At 28.8% G+C, this 17,405-nt stretch carries 14 protein-coding genes and 1 pseudogene; 11 read left to right on the top strand and 4 right to left on the bottom strand.

What is annotated here, in order from left to right; translation table 11 throughout:
- Positions 1-61 precede the first annotated feature (61 nt).
- The gene (locus ACH5BK_RS00245; protein WP_404303700.1) at positions 62-757 is read right to left on the bottom strand and encodes a TVP38/TMEM64 family protein; all 696 of its coding nucleotides are present in this window, start codon (positions 755-757) and stop codon (positions 62-64) included.
- A 22-nt stretch (positions 758-779) separates the two neighbouring features.
- Positions 780-1,766, bottom strand: coding sequence for an endonuclease/exonuclease/phosphatase family protein (locus tag ACH5BK_RS00250; RefSeq protein ID WP_404303701.1), 987 nt, complete (start codon positions 1,764-1,766; stop codon positions 780-782).
- Positions 1,767-1,878: 112 nt separating this feature from the next.
- On the opposite strand from ACH5BK_RS00250, the gene ACH5BK_RS00255 reads away from it, so the two are divergent.
- Positions 1,879-2,775 (top strand): RluA family pseudouridine synthase, encoded by an 897-nt coding sequence (locus ACH5BK_RS00255; protein WP_404303702.1) that lies wholly within the window; start codon positions 1,879-1,881, stop codon positions 2,773-2,775.
- 66 nt (positions 2,776-2,841) lie between these two features.
- Here ACH5BK_RS00255 and ACH5BK_RS00260 read toward each other — a convergent pair whose 3' ends face one another.
- Both ACH5BK_RS00260 and ACH5BK_RS00265 read right to left on the bottom strand, forming a co-directional pair.
- Positions 2,842-4,458: a methyl-accepting chemotaxis protein gene (locus ACH5BK_RS00260; protein WP_404304642.1), complete on the bottom strand. Its 1,617-nt coding sequence runs from the start codon at positions 4,456-4,458 to the stop codon at positions 2,842-2,844.
- A gap of 6 nt (positions 4,459-4,464) precedes the next feature.
- Positions 4,465-5,097: pseudogene (locus tag ACH5BK_RS00265) on the bottom strand (cache domain-containing protein); the annotation flags it as partial.
- A gap of 197 nt (positions 5,098-5,294) precedes the next feature.
- On the opposite strand from ACH5BK_RS00265, the gene ACH5BK_RS00270 reads away from it, so the two are divergent.
- From ACH5BK_RS00270 to ACH5BK_RS00315, 10 genes are all read left to right on the top strand, one after another.
- The gene (locus ACH5BK_RS00270; RefSeq protein ID WP_404304644.1) at positions 5,295-5,852 is read left to right on the top strand and encodes a TetR/AcrR family transcriptional regulator; all 558 of its coding nucleotides are present in this window, start codon (positions 5,295-5,297) and stop codon (positions 5,850-5,852) included.
- Complete coding sequence (locus ACH5BK_RS00275; RefSeq protein WP_404303703.1) at positions 5,842-6,729, top strand: Ni/Fe hydrogenase; 888 nt, start codon at positions 5,842-5,844, stop codon at positions 6,727-6,729. Before ACH5BK_RS00270 ends, ACH5BK_RS00275 begins: the two co-directional genes overlap by 11 nt.
- A gap of 2 nt (positions 6,730-6,731) precedes the next feature.
- Positions 6,732-8,087 (top strand): nickel-dependent hydrogenase large subunit, encoded by a 1,356-nt coding sequence (locus ACH5BK_RS00280; protein WP_404303704.1) that lies wholly within the window; start codon positions 6,732-6,734, stop codon positions 8,085-8,087.
- Positions 8,088-8,348: 261 nt separating this feature from the next.
- Entirely contained in the window at positions 8,349-9,587 is a 1,239-nt protein-coding gene (locus ACH5BK_RS00285; protein ID WP_404303705.1) for a hydrogenase small subunit, read from the top strand.
- A complete protein-coding gene (locus ACH5BK_RS00290) occupies positions 9,587-11,329 on the top strand; it encodes a nickel-dependent hydrogenase large subunit (protein ID WP_404303706.1) in 1,743 nt (580 codons plus the stop codon). The genes ACH5BK_RS00285 and ACH5BK_RS00290 overlap by 1 nt, the downstream gene beginning before the upstream one ends.
- Before the next feature lies 1 nt (position 11,330).
- On the top strand, positions 11,331-12,050 hold the full coding sequence (locus ACH5BK_RS00295; RefSeq protein ID WP_404303707.1) for a cytochrome b/b6 domain-containing protein: 720 nt from the start codon (positions 11,331-11,333) through the stop codon (positions 12,048-12,050).
- 82 nt (positions 12,051-12,132) lie between these two features.
- Positions 12,133-12,720 (top strand): HyaD/HybD family hydrogenase maturation endopeptidase, encoded by a 588-nt coding sequence (locus tag ACH5BK_RS00300; RefSeq protein WP_404303708.1) that lies wholly within the window; start codon positions 12,133-12,135, stop codon positions 12,718-12,720.
- Complete coding sequence (locus ACH5BK_RS00305; RefSeq protein ID WP_404303709.1) at positions 12,704-14,242, top strand: hypothetical protein; 1,539 nt, start codon at positions 12,704-12,706, stop codon at positions 14,240-14,242. Before ACH5BK_RS00300 ends, ACH5BK_RS00305 begins: the two co-directional genes overlap by 17 nt.
- A gap of 264 nt (positions 14,243-14,506) precedes the next feature.
- Complete coding sequence (locus ACH5BK_RS00310; RefSeq protein WP_404303711.1) at positions 14,507-15,667, top strand: hydrogenase small subunit; 1,161 nt, start codon at positions 14,507-14,509, stop codon at positions 15,665-15,667.
- A 3-nt stretch (positions 15,668-15,670) separates the two neighbouring features.
- The gene (locus tag ACH5BK_RS00315; protein ID WP_404303712.1) at positions 15,671-17,401 is read left to right on the top strand and encodes a nickel-dependent hydrogenase large subunit; all 1,731 of its coding nucleotides are present in this window, start codon (positions 15,671-15,673) and stop codon (positions 17,399-17,401) included.
- The last annotated feature ends 4 nt before the right edge of the window (positions 17,402-17,405 follow it).

Below are 17,405 nucleotides of genomic sequence, written 5' to 3' on the forward strand. Positions count from 1 at the left end.
TCTTAAATTAAAACAAAGAGGAAATATCCTCTTTGTTTATTTTAAAGATATTAAATATTTTTTATTTAGTTCTTCTTTTCTTATAATCAAAATATATAAACACAGCATAAATTAATATCCCTAAAGCACTTATATAATATAAACCTTCTTTTAATTCATCAATATTACTAGAAAAAAATGAAATAGCTATAGCTAAGGGGGCTATTCCAAGAATGGTTGCAGAAATAAATTTTAAGTACTTCATACCTAAAACACCTGCTATTAAACTTACTCCATCGTTTGATAAAAATGGTGATATTCTAAAAATAACTACACTAAAAAAACCATAGTTATTTACCCAAAAGTCTAATTTATCAAAACTTTTTTCACTAATATATTTTTTTAGAGTATTTTCACTAAGTGAGCTTCCTATAACATAAGCTAGAGTTGAAGCTAAAAATACCCCTGTTAAGCTTATTAGAACAGAAGGTATAAAACCATAAACTAAGGCAGCTATTATCATAGGAAGCCAAGATGGAAAGATAACTAGGAATAGTTGAAAGACCATGATTAGTATTAGAATAACAGCACCCCAAATACCATAAGATTTTATATGATTTGAAATTTCTTCTTTATTTCCTGTATTAAAAACTTCCCATAATTCATTTATATTATTCTTAAAACTATCATTTATAAAATATAAAATTATCATTAGTATCATAAAAATAAAACTTGTAATAATTGGGATATATTTTATATATTTTTTATCTATATTCATTTTATCTCCTATATTTATTGGTTTATTTTTTTTCTTGAGTTTCACATAGATCTAAACTTGTTAATATAGCAAAATGATCAGAACCATAATAGGGTAATCTTTGTATTTTATTTACTTTAAAATGACTACTATGAAAAAGATGATCTAAAGGCCATCTAAAAAACCAGTATTTTGCATTATATGTGCTATAGATACCTCTTCCTACTCTTGGATCTAAGAGTTTACTAATTTCTTTGAAGGTTTTAGTAGATTTTGACCAAGCTACATCATTTAAATCCCCTGTAACAATAGTTGGCAACTCTTTTTCTTTTAGACTTTTTGCTAACATAATTAGTTCAATATCTCTATTTGTTGATTTTTCATTTTCAGTTGGACTTGGAGGTTTAGGGTGTAAAAAATGTGCTTTGATTTTTTGCTTTGAAGGTAATTGTATTTTAGTATGTATTGAAGGTACTTTATCTTCAACTAAATATTTTATTTCTGAACACTCTATTTTAAACTTTGAATAAAGGTGCATACCATAAAGATTTTCTAAGGGACATTTTACATTATATGTGTATTCTTGTTCCAGTATACTTAACTTTTTTTCCCACCAAGTATTTGTTTCTAATGTGATAATAATATCGGGATTATATTTATTTACAAGTTCTATAAATCCTTCTACATTTTTATTGTGCATTAATACATTTGCTGTCATTATATCTATTGGATTATTTCTTTCTTTTATATCTTCCACTTCTTTAGGATAAAAAATAGTGTAAGGAATAATTTGTATGGACTGATATAATAAAATAAAAAAAGTAATGCCAATTAAAAATATAGAAAATATTTCCGATAAATCTAAAAAAATGATTTCTAAACTTAATAATAAAAAAGCAAAAACAATAAAGTTTAATCTAGGAAACTCCCAAAGTCTTACAGTCCAATGTCTATGCTTAAGTAATGGTAATAAAGTTACAGACATTAAAAAAAATGTTAATAAAAAAAATATAATATCTATATTCTTCAACATTTGCCTTTAAAAATAAAATTATTAAAATACTAACATAACTACTCTGTTATAAAGCTATTTTAAATTTTATTTTTATAGTGTATAATTTCAAAAAATAAAAAGGTTTTATTTGCCCTATATATTAAAAAAAATTAATGTTTCAAAGAGTATGAAAATAGAAGAGTTTTTATCAAAAAATACAAATTTAGATAAAAATACTATTAATAGTCTAGTATCAAAAGGAAAAATTTTTAATGATAAAAACAAAAGAGTACAAAAAAACGAATTAGTAAAAGAGGGTTATATAAGTGTATATGTTTTTGAACCACAAAGTAGAGGATTAAAACCTTTATTTGAAACTTTTCATTTTGCTATTTTTGATAAACCTTCTGGTATAAAAGTTCATCCTAGTGCTATTGATAGTGAGTATACTTTACTTGATGAAATTCAATTTTACTTAGGAAAAGAAGCATCTTTAGTTCATAGAATAGATGCTCAAACCTCAGGTTTGGTTTTAGTTTCTAAAAATCCATATAGTCAAATGGTTTTAAACAGTATGTTTGAAGAAAAAAAATATGATAAGAAATATTTAGCTTACGTAGAAGGAAAAATAAAAGAGTCTTTAAATATAGATAGTAAAATAACTAATAGTAAAGGTTTAATAAAATTAAAAATGGTAACATCCAATAAAGGCAAAGAGTCTTTAACAAAAATAAAACCTATTTTTTATAATCAAGAAAAAGATATTACATTAATAGAAGCTATTCCCATAACTGGAAGACAACATCAAATTAGAGTACATTTAGATTCAATAGGTCATAGAATAATCGGAGACCCTATATATGGAATAGATGAAAAAATTTGTGATAAAATTCTTAAAAAAAGTATGAGTCAAGAAGAAATAAATGACTTTACAAAAGCACATAGATTGATGCTTCATGCTTATTGTTTAGAATTTGAATTTATGAATATTAAGTATAAAATTGTTTCAAAACAAGATTTTAAAGAGACTATAAAGAGAGTGTAAAATAACTGTGTCAATTCTTTTATTTTATCAGATTGACACAGATTTTTTAATGCTCCCAATTCTGCCTTATTTACTTGAAAATTTCATTTCATCTGTATTTTGAACAATATTTTCCGCAATTTTATTTGTTTTATTAGCTATATCATTTGTTTTATTTGAAATATTTGCATTTTGTTGAGTTTTAGAATCTAGTGAATTAATTGCATCGTTAATTTGTTCAATTCCAACTTGTTGTTCTTTTGTAGCATTTTCAACGTCATTTATTAATTCAATTGTTTTTGATATATTATTATCTAAACCTAAATATCCATTTATCATATCTTTTGCAATTTGCTTACCTTCATTAGCTTTAGTAGTAGCAGATTCAACTAATTGTTTTATCTCATTTGCAGCTTCAGCACTTCTTGAAGCTAAATTTCTTACTTCTTGTGCAACAACAGCAAAACCTTTTCCAGCTTCACCAGCTGTTGCTGCTTCTACTGCTGCGTTTAGTGATAAAATATTTGTTTGGAATGCTATTTGATCAATTACAGTTATTGCTTCATTTATTGCACTTACTTCATCATCTATTTTATTCATTGCTATTGTAGTATTCTCAGCTAACTGTTTACCTTCATTTGCTGAATTATTTAGCTCTTTTGCATAGTTCGCCATTTTTATTACGTTGTTTGTATTATGTGAAATATTACTTGTAATTTCTTCTAATGATGCTGCTGTTTCTTCTAATGCAACTGCAGATTCATTTGAGTTTGTGTTTAAAAGATTTACATTTTCAAGTAGAATCTTACTACTATTTGAAAGATTTATACCAGTATTTTTATTTTCGTCTAACATTTTATTAATAATATTATAAAAAGTATTTAAGCCTTTCTCTATCTTTCCCGTTGGGGTTTGTATTTTTTCAGTAAAATCTAAATTATTGTATGAGTCTAAAACCTTTAAAATTCTATTTAAATCTTCTCCAACATTTTTTGACATTATTTTAAGCATTTCATTTATAATATTTTTAAGCTCTTCTAAATTTTCATTTTGAGTTGATTCTTTTATTGTTTGCTTGATTTTACCTTCTTTTACATTTTCAACTACATTTTTTACTTCTTGAATTAGATTTATATCTTGATCTATATTTTTTTGAATAATAGAAACGTTTTGATTTATTTGATTTGCCATTTTCCCAAATTCATCATTTGTATTGATTTTAATTTTTTTTGTGGAATTTACTTCTTTATTTAGATATTTGAAAAAAGAATCTAATCCATTTGAAATAAGAAGCAAATTATTATTTAATGTCTTAGTTTTTAATATTAGTGTGATTGTAATTAGAATAAAACTAATAATACCTGTAATGATGGCAAACCATTTTATAGCTATAGCATCAACTAAATATTCTTCTGTAGGAACTGAAATAGTTAAACCCCATTTAATATCACTATTAGCAATTTCAAAAGGTACCATTATAAATTCTGACATGAAATTATTTCTTTCATCAATTTCTCTAAAAACAGCTTTTTTATTTTGTGAAATTTTTTTAGATAATTCTAGTAGTTTTGTATTTTTCGTAATAGTGGATATTTTTTTACCTAAAACATCAGTATCTGGATATCCTACAATTGTTCCATTTTGTGTTATTAAACTAGCATATCCATTATTGAAAATCTTAATATTTTTTATACTATTAGACATTTTTTTTAGTGCAATATCTACACCTACTGTTCCTATAAATTCTCCTTTAAAATATAAGGGAACAGATACCGCAGTAATTAATGTTTTTATTCCGTTAACAGGATAAAAATAAGGCTCAGTTATATACTCTTTTCCTGTTTTTTTTGAACCTGTTACCCATGTTCTATTTGGATAATTCTCATCAGCGCCAGGTAAAATATCAATTTTATCACCAGTTTTTACAATAAAAGGAGCAAATCTCCCGTCTTTATCATGACCATTTTTGTTAGCTAATAATGGTGAATTCTTAAATAAAACTCCTGAGTTTATTTCTACCCAAATCCCAAATACACTTGAATTTTTGATAAGAATCTTTTTGATTAATTCAATAATATCTTGTTTTGTATAATTTTGATTTTGATTTAAAAAAGTTTCTAAACTAGCAGCAAAACTATGCGATATAACAACAGCCTTATTTAAATCCTCTTTAGATTTATAAGCATTTATTTCAGCTAAACTTGTAAGATAATCTTTTGCACTTTTTTCACTACTTGTAAAAGATTTATCTTGTATTAGATAAGTACTTATTCCAGATGAAACAAATATTATTAACATAATCGTAAATAATAGATTTCTTGAAAAACTTGAATTCTTCTTCATTTTTATACCCTTAATTTATTTAAATAAATAATATTAAAAAAAAATCGAATAAAAATCTAATCTTAAATGAGATATTATATTTATATATTTGTATGATAAAAACTCATTCACTATTAATTAGAAATAGTGTATTATTAACAAAACAATTTTAAGGATTTATCATATCTAGTTCAAAAGAGACTAAAAAAAATAATATTATTGAAAATTCATTAAAACTTTTTTCTCAAAAAGGTTTTTATAATACAACAATTCCTGATATTGCGAAAGCTATGAAAATGAGTGTTGGAAATATGTATAACTACTTTTCTTCAAAAGAAGAGTTAGCAAAATATGCCATTAAATATTCTACTAATATTCTTGCAGCACAGTTAAGACAGATAAACCAAATGGATATAACTTCTAAAGAAAAGGTATATCTTTTTGTACAAAGATATTTTGAAAGTGTAAAAAACTCACCTGAGGTAGTAGAATACTTTTTAAGAGTTTATTTATCAAATAGAGAAGTATTCAAGCAAGGTTGTGAAGGTTTTTTATGTGTTGGAGAGTTTGTAACAGAAGTTATGATTCTTTTAGATGAAGGAGCTCAAAATAAAGAGTTTAGAGAACAAGATTTTTTCCCTGCCTTTGCTATGATTATGGGTTGTTTAGGTGGTTTTGCTTTTTTAAGTGGAGAGGCTGTACTTGATAAGGATTTATTAGAATATTCAGATGCAATTGCTGATAATATATACAGAGCCTTAAAGTATGAAGAGTAATAAACCTACAATTGTATGGTTTCAAGCTATCACTTGTAATGGCAATACCCACTCACTTCTTAGTGCAAATTCTTCAAGATTAGAGCTATTCTTAAATAGCTTTAATCTCATTTATCATCCTTCTCTTACTATTGATATGAGTTTAGATGATGTTTTAAGTCTTGAAAATATTGATTTTTTATTAGTTGAAGGAGCTATAAGCTCAGATGATAAGTACTATTCAATTAATAAAAGCTCAACAAAACAAATATTAGAAAATCTATCAAGTAAAGCAAAATATATTATAAGTGTAGGTTCATGTGCTTCTTATGGAGGAGTACATAAAAAATTTGAAAAAGATAATAGTATTTTAGGTGTTGAAAATATTATAAATAAAATTAAGTATAAAAATTTAAAACATGAAATAGTAAACCTTACAGGTTGTCCTGTACATCCTGAATGGATACTTCAAACACTTTTTACTTTAAACAATTTTGAGAAAATTACATTAGATAGTGAGAAAAGACCAATTGAACTTTATAGTAATTTAGCTCATCATGGTTGTACAAGAAATGAATATTTTGAGTGGAAAGTTGAAGGAAGTTTTGGGCAAAAAGAGGGATGTTTATTTTATGATCAAGGTTGTCGTGGTCCTATGACACATAGCTCATGTAATAAGATTTTATGGAATGATGTTAGTTCTAAAACAAGAGCTGGAATGCCATGTATTGGTTGTACTGAAAAGGATTTTCCAAGAGATAATATGCTTGAAACAAAGAAAAACATTGGAATACCACTTGAAGTACCACTTGGAATTCCTAAAAGAGCATATCTTTCAATAACAGGTGTTGCTAAAACTTTTAAAATAGATAGATTAAATAAAAAACTAATGGACTAATTTTGAAAACAATAGATATAGTTGAACGAATAGAAGGTGAAGCAAGACTTAATTGTACTTGGGAAGATAATATTGTAAAAGATGTTCAGATTGACTTTTTAAATTTTAGAGGGTTTGAGTATATATTAGAAGAAAAACCTGCTCTTGATGCACTTATTTATACTCCAAGAATTTGTGGTATATGTGGGCAAGCTCACTTAAAAGCTACAGTAGAAGCCTTAGAGAATATTTATAAAGATATAAATGAAGAATTAGTTATTACAAATAAAGCAAAAATATTAAGACAAATAGGTTTAAATATAGAAATCTTAGATTCTCATATAAAATGGTTTTATATGTTTATTTTACCTGATGTGATAAAACTAAAAGAAAAAGATTTAGACCAATATACTCCACTTAAAGGTCAAAGATGGCTTGAAGCTTGTAAAGTAGCAAGTGAAACTATCAAAGCTTTAGCAATTCTTGGAGGGCAATGGCCACATACTTCATATATGATACCAGGTGGAGTTGTAAGTGATCCAACTCTTCTTGATTTAACTTCTATGATTAATTATTTAGATTCAGCTACTTATTTTTTTGAAAACTCTATTTCAGGAGTTAGTTTTGATAAATATTTATCTTTTAGTAGTGTTGATGATTTAAATCTTTTAAATGGAGATTTAAAATATTTTACAAACTTAAGTTTTGAATATTCACTTCAAAAATATGGTACATCTTATGATAGACATATAGCTTTAAGTGACTCATCAGTTTCCAAAAGAGGAAGATTAAGACAAAGACTTACAGATAAACTTGATTTAACTAAAATAAAAGAAAATACACAAAGAACTTTTAGCATAGAAAATGATATAAAAGATAATCAAAAGCACACTTGGTCTAAAGCTGTTACTTATGACTTAATGTTCTATGAAACAGGGCCTTTATCAAGATCTTTGGTTTCAAATAATCAGTTTATTAGTCAGTTACATAAATCATATAAGGATTCTGTTTTCACAAGAGTAATGGCAAGAGTAGATGAAATAGCACGCCTTTTACAAAGTACAAAACAGTTAATAAAACAAGTTGATATAAGTGAAGAATCATATATAAAACCAAAAATATCATTAAAAGATATACAAAATGCTAGTGCTAAATCAGTTGTGGAAGCTTGTAGAGGTTCTCTTTATCACAATATTTCTTTGGAAAAAGGTATTATTAAAAAATATGATGTAATTACTCCAACAGTTTGGAATTTGGGACCACAGATAAAAGATGAAGAGGGTGTGGCTCAAAGAGCTATTATTGGCTCACCTTCACTTGATATAGCAAAGATAGTGCTTAGAAGTTTTGATGTTTGCTCTGTTTGTACTACTCACTAAATAACTGTTACTTTTTTATACAAAATTAAAAATATTAAATAAATAATAATTAAATTATAAATGAAAAATTGATTAACTAATATATGAATAATCATTCAACAAATAACCACAAGATGGTTACTCCTTGCCTTTTTCCTCTAAAAACATAAACTAAAAGCTATTTTAATGCTAGAAAACAATAAATATTATTAAGTAAACAATAAGTTTCATAGTGTTAGTTTTACAATAGTAAATGAATATTCATTTTTTAAAGGGGAGTGTATGATTGATTCTGCAGAAATGGTAAAAAAAGTTTTTACCCAAAAGTCAGGTAGAGTGGAAACAAATAAGGGTGAAGAATATTATAACTCTTTATTTGAGAAAGCTAAAGGAAGATTATCAGCTTTAAGAGCTCAAGAGCCACTTAAAGATATTGATATGATGGATGTTATTGAGAGTGAAGGTGTAAATAGAAGGGATTTCATGAAGTGGGCAAGTGCTACGACTGCTACACTTATGTTACCTCCTATGTTTACACCTTTAGTGGCAGAAGCAACAGAGCTTATGAATAGAGTTCCTGTTGTTTGGATTGAACTTCAAGACTGTGCTGGAAATTCTGAGGCATTACTTAGAAGTTCGGCTCCTACAGTTGATGATTTACTTTTTGATGTAATCTCTTTGGAATTTCATGAGGCATTACAAGCAGCAGCTGGACATGATGCAGATAAGCAACTTGAAGAAGCTGTTCATCATTTTAAAGGTAAATATTTATTATTTGTTGAAGGTGCTATTCCTATGGCAAATGATGGAAAATATGGAACTATTGGTGCAATGGGTGAGACTTTCCATGATCACTTACAAAGAATGTCAAAAGACGCAGCAGCAGTTGTAGCTGTTGGTACTTGTGCTACATTTGGAGGTATTCCAGCAGCAGCTCCAAATCCAACTGGTGCAGTTGGTGTGATGGATTTAGTAAAAGGTAAGCCTATTGTAAATATTCCTGCCTGTCCTGCAAATCCTGCAAATATGGTTGGGGTTATTTTACATTATGTTTTAACAGGTCAAGTTCCTGAGTTGGATTCATTACTTAGACCAAAATTTGCATTTGGATATAGAATTCATGATAACTGTGAAAGAAGAGCACATTTTGATGCAGGTGAATTTGTAGAAGAATGGGGAGATGTTGGTGCTGAAAATAACTGGTGTTTATATAAAGTTGGTTGTAAAGGCCCAATGACATTTAACAACTGTTCTATCATCCGATATAACGAAGGTGCCAACTGGCCTATTGGTGTAGGGCGTGGTTGTATTGGTTGTTCAGAACCAGATTTTTGGGATAAATATGCTTATGAAAGACCAATGGCAAATGCAAATATAAAAGCTCCTACGGGTGGAGTTGAAAAAACAGTTGATGAGTTTGGTCTTGGGCTATTAACAGCTACTACTGTTGGTATTGGTGTTCATGCAGTTGCTTCAGCAGTTGCGGGTAAAAAATCAGGTGAAGAAGGGGAAGAAAAATAATGGCAAAAAAACACTTAGTAATTGATCCAATTACAAGAATTGAAGGACATCTTAGAATTGAGGCAATTATAGATGAAAACAATGTTGTAACTGATGCTTATTCTTCTTCTACAATGTTTAGAGGAATTGAAGAGATTTTAAAAGGAAGAGATCCAAGAGATTGTGGTTTACTTGCTATGAGAATTTGCGGTGTTTGTACAGGTACACACTACCAAAGAAGTATTGAAGCAGTTGAACATGCTTTTAATGTAACTATTCCAAAAAATGCAAGGTTAGTGAGAAACTTAATTCAAGGTGCTTTATATGTTCATGATCATATTGTGCATTTCTATCATTTACATGCACTTGATTGGGTTGATATTACAAAAGCGCTTGAAGCTGATCCTAAAAAAACAGTACAAGAAGCTCAAAAATGGGCAAATGTTTCAGGTCAAAAGCCATGGAATGCTAGTGAAGATAACTATAAAGCAGTTCAAGAAAGAGTTACAAAGTATGTAAAACAAGGTAGACTTGGTATCTTTGGAAACGCTTACTGGGGTTCTAAAGGTTTTAAACTTACTCCTGAACAAAATTTAATTGGTTTATCTCACTATCTTGATGCACTTGAAATTCAAAGAGATTTAGGAAAAATGATGGCTATTTTTGGTGGAAAAAATCCACATCCACAGTCATTAGTTGTAGGTGGAGTAACTTGTGTTCAAGATATTAAGAACCCTGCAAGAATTGCTGAGTTTAAACAGATTTTAAAACTTGGTAGAAAATTTACAAAACAAGCTTATTTACCAGATGTTTATATGGCTGGAACAATGTATGCTGATGAAGCACTTGAAGGAATTGGTGGAGGTTTAGGTAACTTCATGACTTATGGAGACTTTAACTTAGATGATTTACCATTTTATGAGTCTTCAAAACTTTTCCCATCAGGTATTGTTAAAAATAAAGATTTATCGAAAGTATATGAAGTAAATCAAGAGAAAATTACAGAAGATGTTACTCATGCTTGGTATGAAGGTACTACAAACTTACATCCTTATGATGGAGAAACTAAGCCAAATTACACTGGTTTTGGTAGAAAAGAAGATAATATTGCTTATTTAGATACAGAAAACAAATATTCTTGGATTAAATCACCATTATATGATGATGAAAGAATGGAAGTAGGGCCACTTGCTAGAATGATAGTTGGGGTTGCTAAAGGTGATGAAAGAATCTCTAAATATGTAACTACTTTCTTAAAAAATGGAAACTTACCAACAAAAGTATTATTCTCAACAGTAGGAAGAACAGCAGCAAGAGCAATTGAAACAGAACTTATGGCTGATGTAATGATGGAATGGGTTGATGAATTAGCTAAAAATGTTGCTATGGGTGATTTATCGACATGGACTGAATTTGATTTTGATGATGTTTCAGCTGATGCACAAGGTTTTGGTATGTCAGAAGCTCCAAGGGGTGGTTTAGGTCATTGGGTTAAAATCAAAGATGGTAAAGTAGTTAATTATCAAGCTGTAGTACCTTCAACATGGAATGCTGCACCAAGAGATTATAAAGGAAGACTTGGAGCTTATGAAGCTTCACTAGTTGGAACAAAAGTTGCAAACCCTGATCAACCTTTAGAGATTTTAAGAACAGTTCATAGTTTTGATCCTTGTATTGCTTGTGCTGTACATATTATAGATTCAAAAGGTAAAGAGTTAGGTGTTTATAAAGTGGACCCAATAGGAGGAACTAGCTGTGCCTAAAATGAAACGGGTTGAGAGAATGACTCCAATCATGCGTACGATTCACTGGATGAATGCTGTATGTATGATTGTTGCAGTTGCAACCGGGTTATATATAGGTTACCCATATTATCAAACATTTATTGCTGATCCTGCTGTGGATAAGTATGTAATGGCTTGGAATAGATGGGGGCATTTTATTGCTGCTATTATTTTTGATGTAACAGCAATTTTAATAGGTTATTTATATCTTTTCTCTAGGTTTGAAAAGCCATATAAAAAGATTTTACCAACTAAGAAAAACTTTATTGAGTTTTGTGAAGTATTTTTTAATTTAATTACATTTAATAGAAGAAAAAAGTTTGATTCAACACATAGTGATTCTTATAACATTATGTTTTTTACACTTTTTCATATTTTACTAGTATTTATGCTTTTAACAGGTTTACAGTTATATGTACATGGACTAGCCTCTGGACATAGTTCTATTGGTGCTTGGTGGCCTTGGATGTTGCATTTTGCTACTGATTGGACACTATATGTATTTGGTGGAAATATGGGAGTTAGAATCGCTCATCATACTACAATGTATTTAATCTTAATGTGGGTTATGTGTCATATTTATTACCAAATTTGGAGAACTATTTTCTGGAGAGAGGGTGATATTGGTATTGTATTTAGTGGACATAAGTTTGTTGAAGACAAAGAAGAAGATAAAAAAGAAGAGAAAAAACAGGATTAATCTCCTGTTTTTATCTTTTTTATAAGCAGTAAGAATTAGTGCTTATAAAAGAGATATAAATTTGATAGCATGGAGTTATAAAATGAAAAAAAATATAGTAGTAGGCGTAGGGAATATGCTTTTTAAAGATGAAGGCGTTGGTATTTATGCTTCTGAATTTTTAAAACAAAACTATGAGTTTGATGGAGATATTGAAATTATAGATGGGGGTACATTAGGATTTAAGCTAATGTCATATTTCCAAGAATATGAAAATGTTATCATTTTAGATACTGTATCTATTGAAGAAAATGCAGGTGAAATATATAGAATACCATCTGATGTACTTTTAGGGATGGGAAACTATAGAAAAACAGCCCATGAAGTAGAAATAGTAGAAATGCTTGAAATCGTATCTGTTTTAGACTCTCATGCAAAAGTAACTATTTTAGGAATAATTCCAGAAGATATTATAAGTGTTGGAATTGGTTTAACTAAAACTATTGAAAATAGATTTGAAGAGTTTATTTTAAATGCAGTAAAAGAAATAGAATCTCTTGGTATAAAAGCAAAAAAAGTAAATAATATAGCCATTCCTGATATTGTAAAAAGTATGATAGGTAGTTATAATGGTGAACATTTAAGTAGAATCCCAAATGAAGAAGATATAAGATATGCAACTAATATATAAAATAGAATTTAATACAACTAACTCATACTTTAAATATATAATAAATAAATTAATAAAAGAAGCAAATGTAAATGCAGTATGCAAACAATATAAAGGTTTTATAATTTTAAAACTTGAGGAAAGTGCAGAGAATATTGAGAGTTTTTTTGCTTTATTAGAAAAGAAACTTCCTGTTTCAATTTTTTTAGGTAAATCTTATGTAATAGAAGATTTTGATGAAAGTCTTGAAGAACTTGAATGCAAGGAAGTAAAACAAAACCTTACCCTTTTAACAAATGATGCTATTAAAAATATAATAGAAAACAATAATATCGATTTTTTAAATGATATAGTAAAAATCTCAAAAGGTGAAATTTCAAGATTTGAAACACACAATGGACTAAAAGATTTATTTTTACCAAATAAAACAATAAGAGAAGATTTTGAACAAAAAGGTCATGAAGTAAAACTTTTAATTACAGATATAAATAAAATTACAGATTTATTTGATGTAAGTGCAAAAGATTTACAACTTTTATGCTCTATTGAAAGACCTTTAGTAAAACTAAAATTTAAACTTTTACAAAATAAAGAAAATGAATACTCTTCTACAAACTTTATATATGCGAAAATTCCAGATGATAAAGAAACAGTTTTATTTGCACAAGCTCTAAAACAAAAAGATATTTCTCATGTTTTATATGTAAATGATGATGTTTATCAAGATGGGTTAAAGGTTACTTATTTTAATGAAGAGAATATTATTATTCATGGAGATAAAGGACTTTTTCCTAAGTTTGATTATATAGCAAATAAAAAGTTTAACTCATCAAAAGAGTATTTTGATGAAAATGGTGGTGTTTATAAAGCCTCATTAGCTCAATATAATAAAAGATTAGTTCCTAGTGTTGGGGTTTATTTTTCAGTTAATTCAAATAAAAGTGCTATTTTGATGAATCTTCCAACAAAAGGTTTAAAAGAAGTAATAGCAATACCAAATATAATAAACTCTTTTGAACACTGTTTAGAAGAAATAATTGAAATAGATGAGTTTTGTGAAAGACTGGTTTTAAATTATAAAAAGAAATTCTCTACATATTTTGAAGATATGAGTGTAGATAAAAATGCTCATGGATTTGAATCTATTATAAATATGTGTGCAAAAGCTTTGGGTATGAAAGGTGGAGCAAAAGAGTTTGAAGATACAGCTTTAAATATTAGCATAAAAAGTGGAATTCAAATAGATATGAAACTGGTAAATATAGAAGGTATAAACTATCTTGATTATAGAAGAATAGTTCAATCTATAATGTCTTATAAAATGGCAGATGTAGATAATGCAACTTTAGTATATTCATTTTATGAAAGTCTTAGTGAATTTATCTGTAATTATGTAGATGAAGTAGCAAAAGAGATAAAAGCAAAAGATGTAGTAATGACTGGGAATATGTTTTCAAACTCTATATTACTTTCAAAAACTCACAAAAATCTAAGTAAAAACTATAACTTCATTCTTCCTAAAGAGTATCCTTTAGACTACTAAAAAACAATAGCCTAAATATTTTTTAGGCTATGTTAGAAATAAAAATACCAATATAGAAATCAATTTAATTATTTTGATTCTTTATTGGATTAATATAAAAAACTTTTAAAAATGTCACTAAAATGCCCCCAAAAAGGCAAATTTCTAAATTTTATGAATAATCATTCATTTTATTGATTTTGGTCAAGGAACTTTAACCTTCATTAGTATAGAATTCTTTAAATAATAAATGAATAGTCATTCATAAGATTTAAAGGACATATTTTGGATACTAAAAAACTATTTGAAAAACTATCTAATAGATTGTTAGATTTAGAAAAACTACCAAAACTAAAAGAGGATAAATCAATCTCTACACACTTAGATGAAAAAGGTGTGTCAAGAAGAGATTTTATGAAATGGGCAACTGCAATTACTGCTATGTTAGCTCTTCCTGCTTCGTTTACTCCACTTGTTGCAAAAGCTGCTAAATTATCTGATAGATTACCTATTATTTGGCTTCACATGGCTGAATGTACTGGCTGTTCAGAATCTTTACTTAGAACAGATGCTCCTACTATTGATTCATTAATTTTTGATTATATTTCACTTGAATATCATGAAACATTAATGGCAAGTGCTGGTTGGCAAGCAGAACACAATTTAGAGCATGCAATTGAAAAATATAAGGGTCAATATATTTTAATGGTTGAGGGTGGTATTCCATCAGGGGATAGTGCTTCATTTTTAACTATTGGTGGACATGGTAAAACAGGTGAACAAAGTGCTATTGATGCATCTAATAACGCTGCAGCAATTTTTGCTATTGGGACATGTTCTTCTTATGGTGGTGTTCAAGCTGCTATTCCAAATCCAACAGGAGCTGTTGGTTTATCAAAAGTTACAGATAAAACTGTGATTAATGTACCTGGTTGTCCTCCTAGTGAGAAGAATATTGTAGGGACTTTACTTCATTATATTTTATATGGAACACTTCCTGCTCTTGACGCTTACAATAGACCAAAATGGGCTTATGGGCAAAGAATCCATGATTTATGTGAAAGAAGAGGTCATTTTGATGCAGGTGAATTTGTAGAAGAGTTCGGTGATGAGGGTGCAAAAAAAGGTTATTGTCTTTATAAAGTAGGTTGTAAAGGACCTTATACTTTTAATAACTGTTCAAAAAATAAGTTTAACTCTCATATATCATGGCCTATTCAAGCTGGTCACGGATGTATTGGATGTAGTGAGCCTGATTTTTGGGATACTATGGGACCATTTGAAGAGCCTGTTGCAAACAGATTATATGACACAGTATTTAAAGGACTAGGTGCAGATGCAACTGCTGATAAAGTTGGAGTTGGATTATTAACAGTGACTGGTATTGGTATAGCAGCACATGCAGCAATTTCAAAGTTTAAAAATCCAAAAGATGGTGAGGAGTAAAAAATGGCAAATAAAAGAGTAGTAGTAGACCCAATCACAAGAATTGAAGGACACTTAAGAATTGAGGTTGAAGTAGATGATAATAATGTAATTCAAAAAGCCTACTCATCATCAACTTTATGGAGAGGTTTAGAGACTATTGTTAAAAATAGAGACCCAAGAGATGCAGGTTTCTTAATGCAAAGAATTTGTGGTGTTTGTACATTTTCACACTATAGAGCAGGAATTGAAGCAGTTGAAGATGCACTAGGAATTGTTCCTCCACTAAATGCAAAGCTTACTAGGTCTTTAATGAATCAAGCTTTATTTATGCATGATCATGTTGTTCACTTTTATCACTTGCATGGGCTTGACTGGGTTGATGTTGTTGCAGCATTAGATGCAGATCCTGCAAAAGCTGCAAAAGAGGCATTTAAGTATTCAGATGCTCCAATAGCAACTGGTGAAAATGACTTAATTAAAGTTAAAAAAAGAGTTAAAGAGTTTGTAGATAAAGGACAATTAGGACCTTTTGCTAACGCATACTGGGGACATAAAACATATAGATTTACTCCTGAACAAAACTTGATTTTATTATCTCATTATCTTAAAGCTTTAGAAGTTCAAAGAGAATTAGCAAAATTAATGGCTATGTTCGGTGGAAAACAACCACACCCACAAAGTCTTACTGTTGGTGGAGTTACTTGTATTATGGATTTACTTGATCCTTCTAGAATGGGTGAGTATTTAACTAACTTTAAAATAGGTATTGATTTTGTAGAAAATGCCTACCAAGCTGATGTTATTATGGCAGGGAAAGTATTTAAAGATGAGCCATCTGTTACTCAACAAGCTGGTGTTATGAACTTTATGTCACATAAAGAGATGCAATTAAATAGAAGTGAATTCTTATTTGATTCAGGAATTATCTATAAAGGTGATTTATCAAAAGTATTTGATATTAATGAGGATTTAATCACAGAAGAAGCTACTCACTCATGGTATTCTGACAATGAACCTTTACATCCTTATGATGGAAAAACAAATCCTGAATACACAGGCTTTAGAGATATGGATACTATTGGTGCAGATGGGACAGAAGTTCACTCAAAAGTTATTGATGAAAAAGGAAAGTACTCTTGGATTAAATCCCCAAGATATGATAATAAACCAATGGAAGTAGGGCCACTTGCTTGTATTTTAATCTCTTATGCAAAAGGAAATGAAAGAATTGTTCCTTTAGTAGATGATTTCTTAGCTAAAACTGGATTACCAAAAGCTGCATTATTTACAGCATTGGGAAGAACAGCTGCTAGAATGATTCAAGCAAGAGCAATTGCTAAATATGGATTAGAAGCTTTTGATACTTTAATTGAGAATCTAAAAGTAGATCAAGATACATATACTTCATACAAAATTGATAAAAACCTTGAATATAAAGGTAGATTTATTGGTGATGTTCCAAGAGGTATGTTATCTCACTGGATTAGAATAAAAAATGGAGTGGTTGAAAACTATCAAGCTGTAGTTCCATCAACTTGGAATGCAGGTCCTATTGATTCTCTTGGTCAAGTAGGTCCTTATGAAGCCAATCTAATTGGTTTAAAAGTTGAAGATGTTTCTCAACCTTTAGAGATTATTAGAATTATTCATAGTTTTGATCCTTGTATTGCTTGTGCTGTTCATGTTATGGACAAAAAAGGAACAGATTTAGGAACATATAAAGTTGATCCTATTTATGGAATGTCTTGTTAAGGAG

It is taken from the genome of Arcobacter sp. YIC-80, from assembly GCF_044841725.1.
GTDB lineage: Bacteria > Campylobacterota > Campylobacteria > Campylobacterales > Arcobacteraceae > Arcobacter_B.

Coding starts and splice junctions, on each gene's coding strand:
- ACH5BK_RS00275 (WP_404303703.1), top strand. CDS start 5,842: ATGAAGAGTAATAAACCTACAATTGTATGGTTTCAAGCTATCACTTGT.
- ACH5BK_RS00315 (WP_404303712.1), top strand. CDS start 15,671: ATGGCAAATAAAAGAGTAGTAGTAGACCCAATCACAAGAATTGAAGGA.
- ACH5BK_RS00285 (WP_404303705.1), top strand. CDS start 8,349: ATGATTGATTCTGCAGAAATGGTAAAAAAAGTTTTTACCCAAAAGTCA.
- ACH5BK_RS00245 (WP_404303700.1), bottom strand. CDS start 757: ATGAATATAGATAAAAAATATATAAAATATATCCCAATTATTACAAGT.
- ACH5BK_RS00300 (WP_404303708.1), top strand. CDS start 12,133: ATGAAAAAAAATATAGTAGTAGGCGTAGGGAATATGCTTTTTAAAGAT.
- ACH5BK_RS00290 (WP_404303706.1), top strand. CDS start 9,587: ATGGCAAAAAAACACTTAGTAATTGATCCAATTACAAGAATTGAAGGA.
- ACH5BK_RS00260 (WP_404304642.1), bottom strand. CDS start 4,458: ATGTCTAATAGTATAAAAAATATTAAGATTTTCAATAATGGATATGCT.
- ACH5BK_RS00305 (WP_404303709.1), top strand. CDS start 12,704: ATGCAACTAATATATAAAATAGAATTTAATACAACTAACTCATACTTT.
- ACH5BK_RS00295 (WP_404303707.1), top strand. CDS start 11,331: ATGAAACGGGTTGAGAGAATGACTCCAATCATGCGTACGATTCACTGG.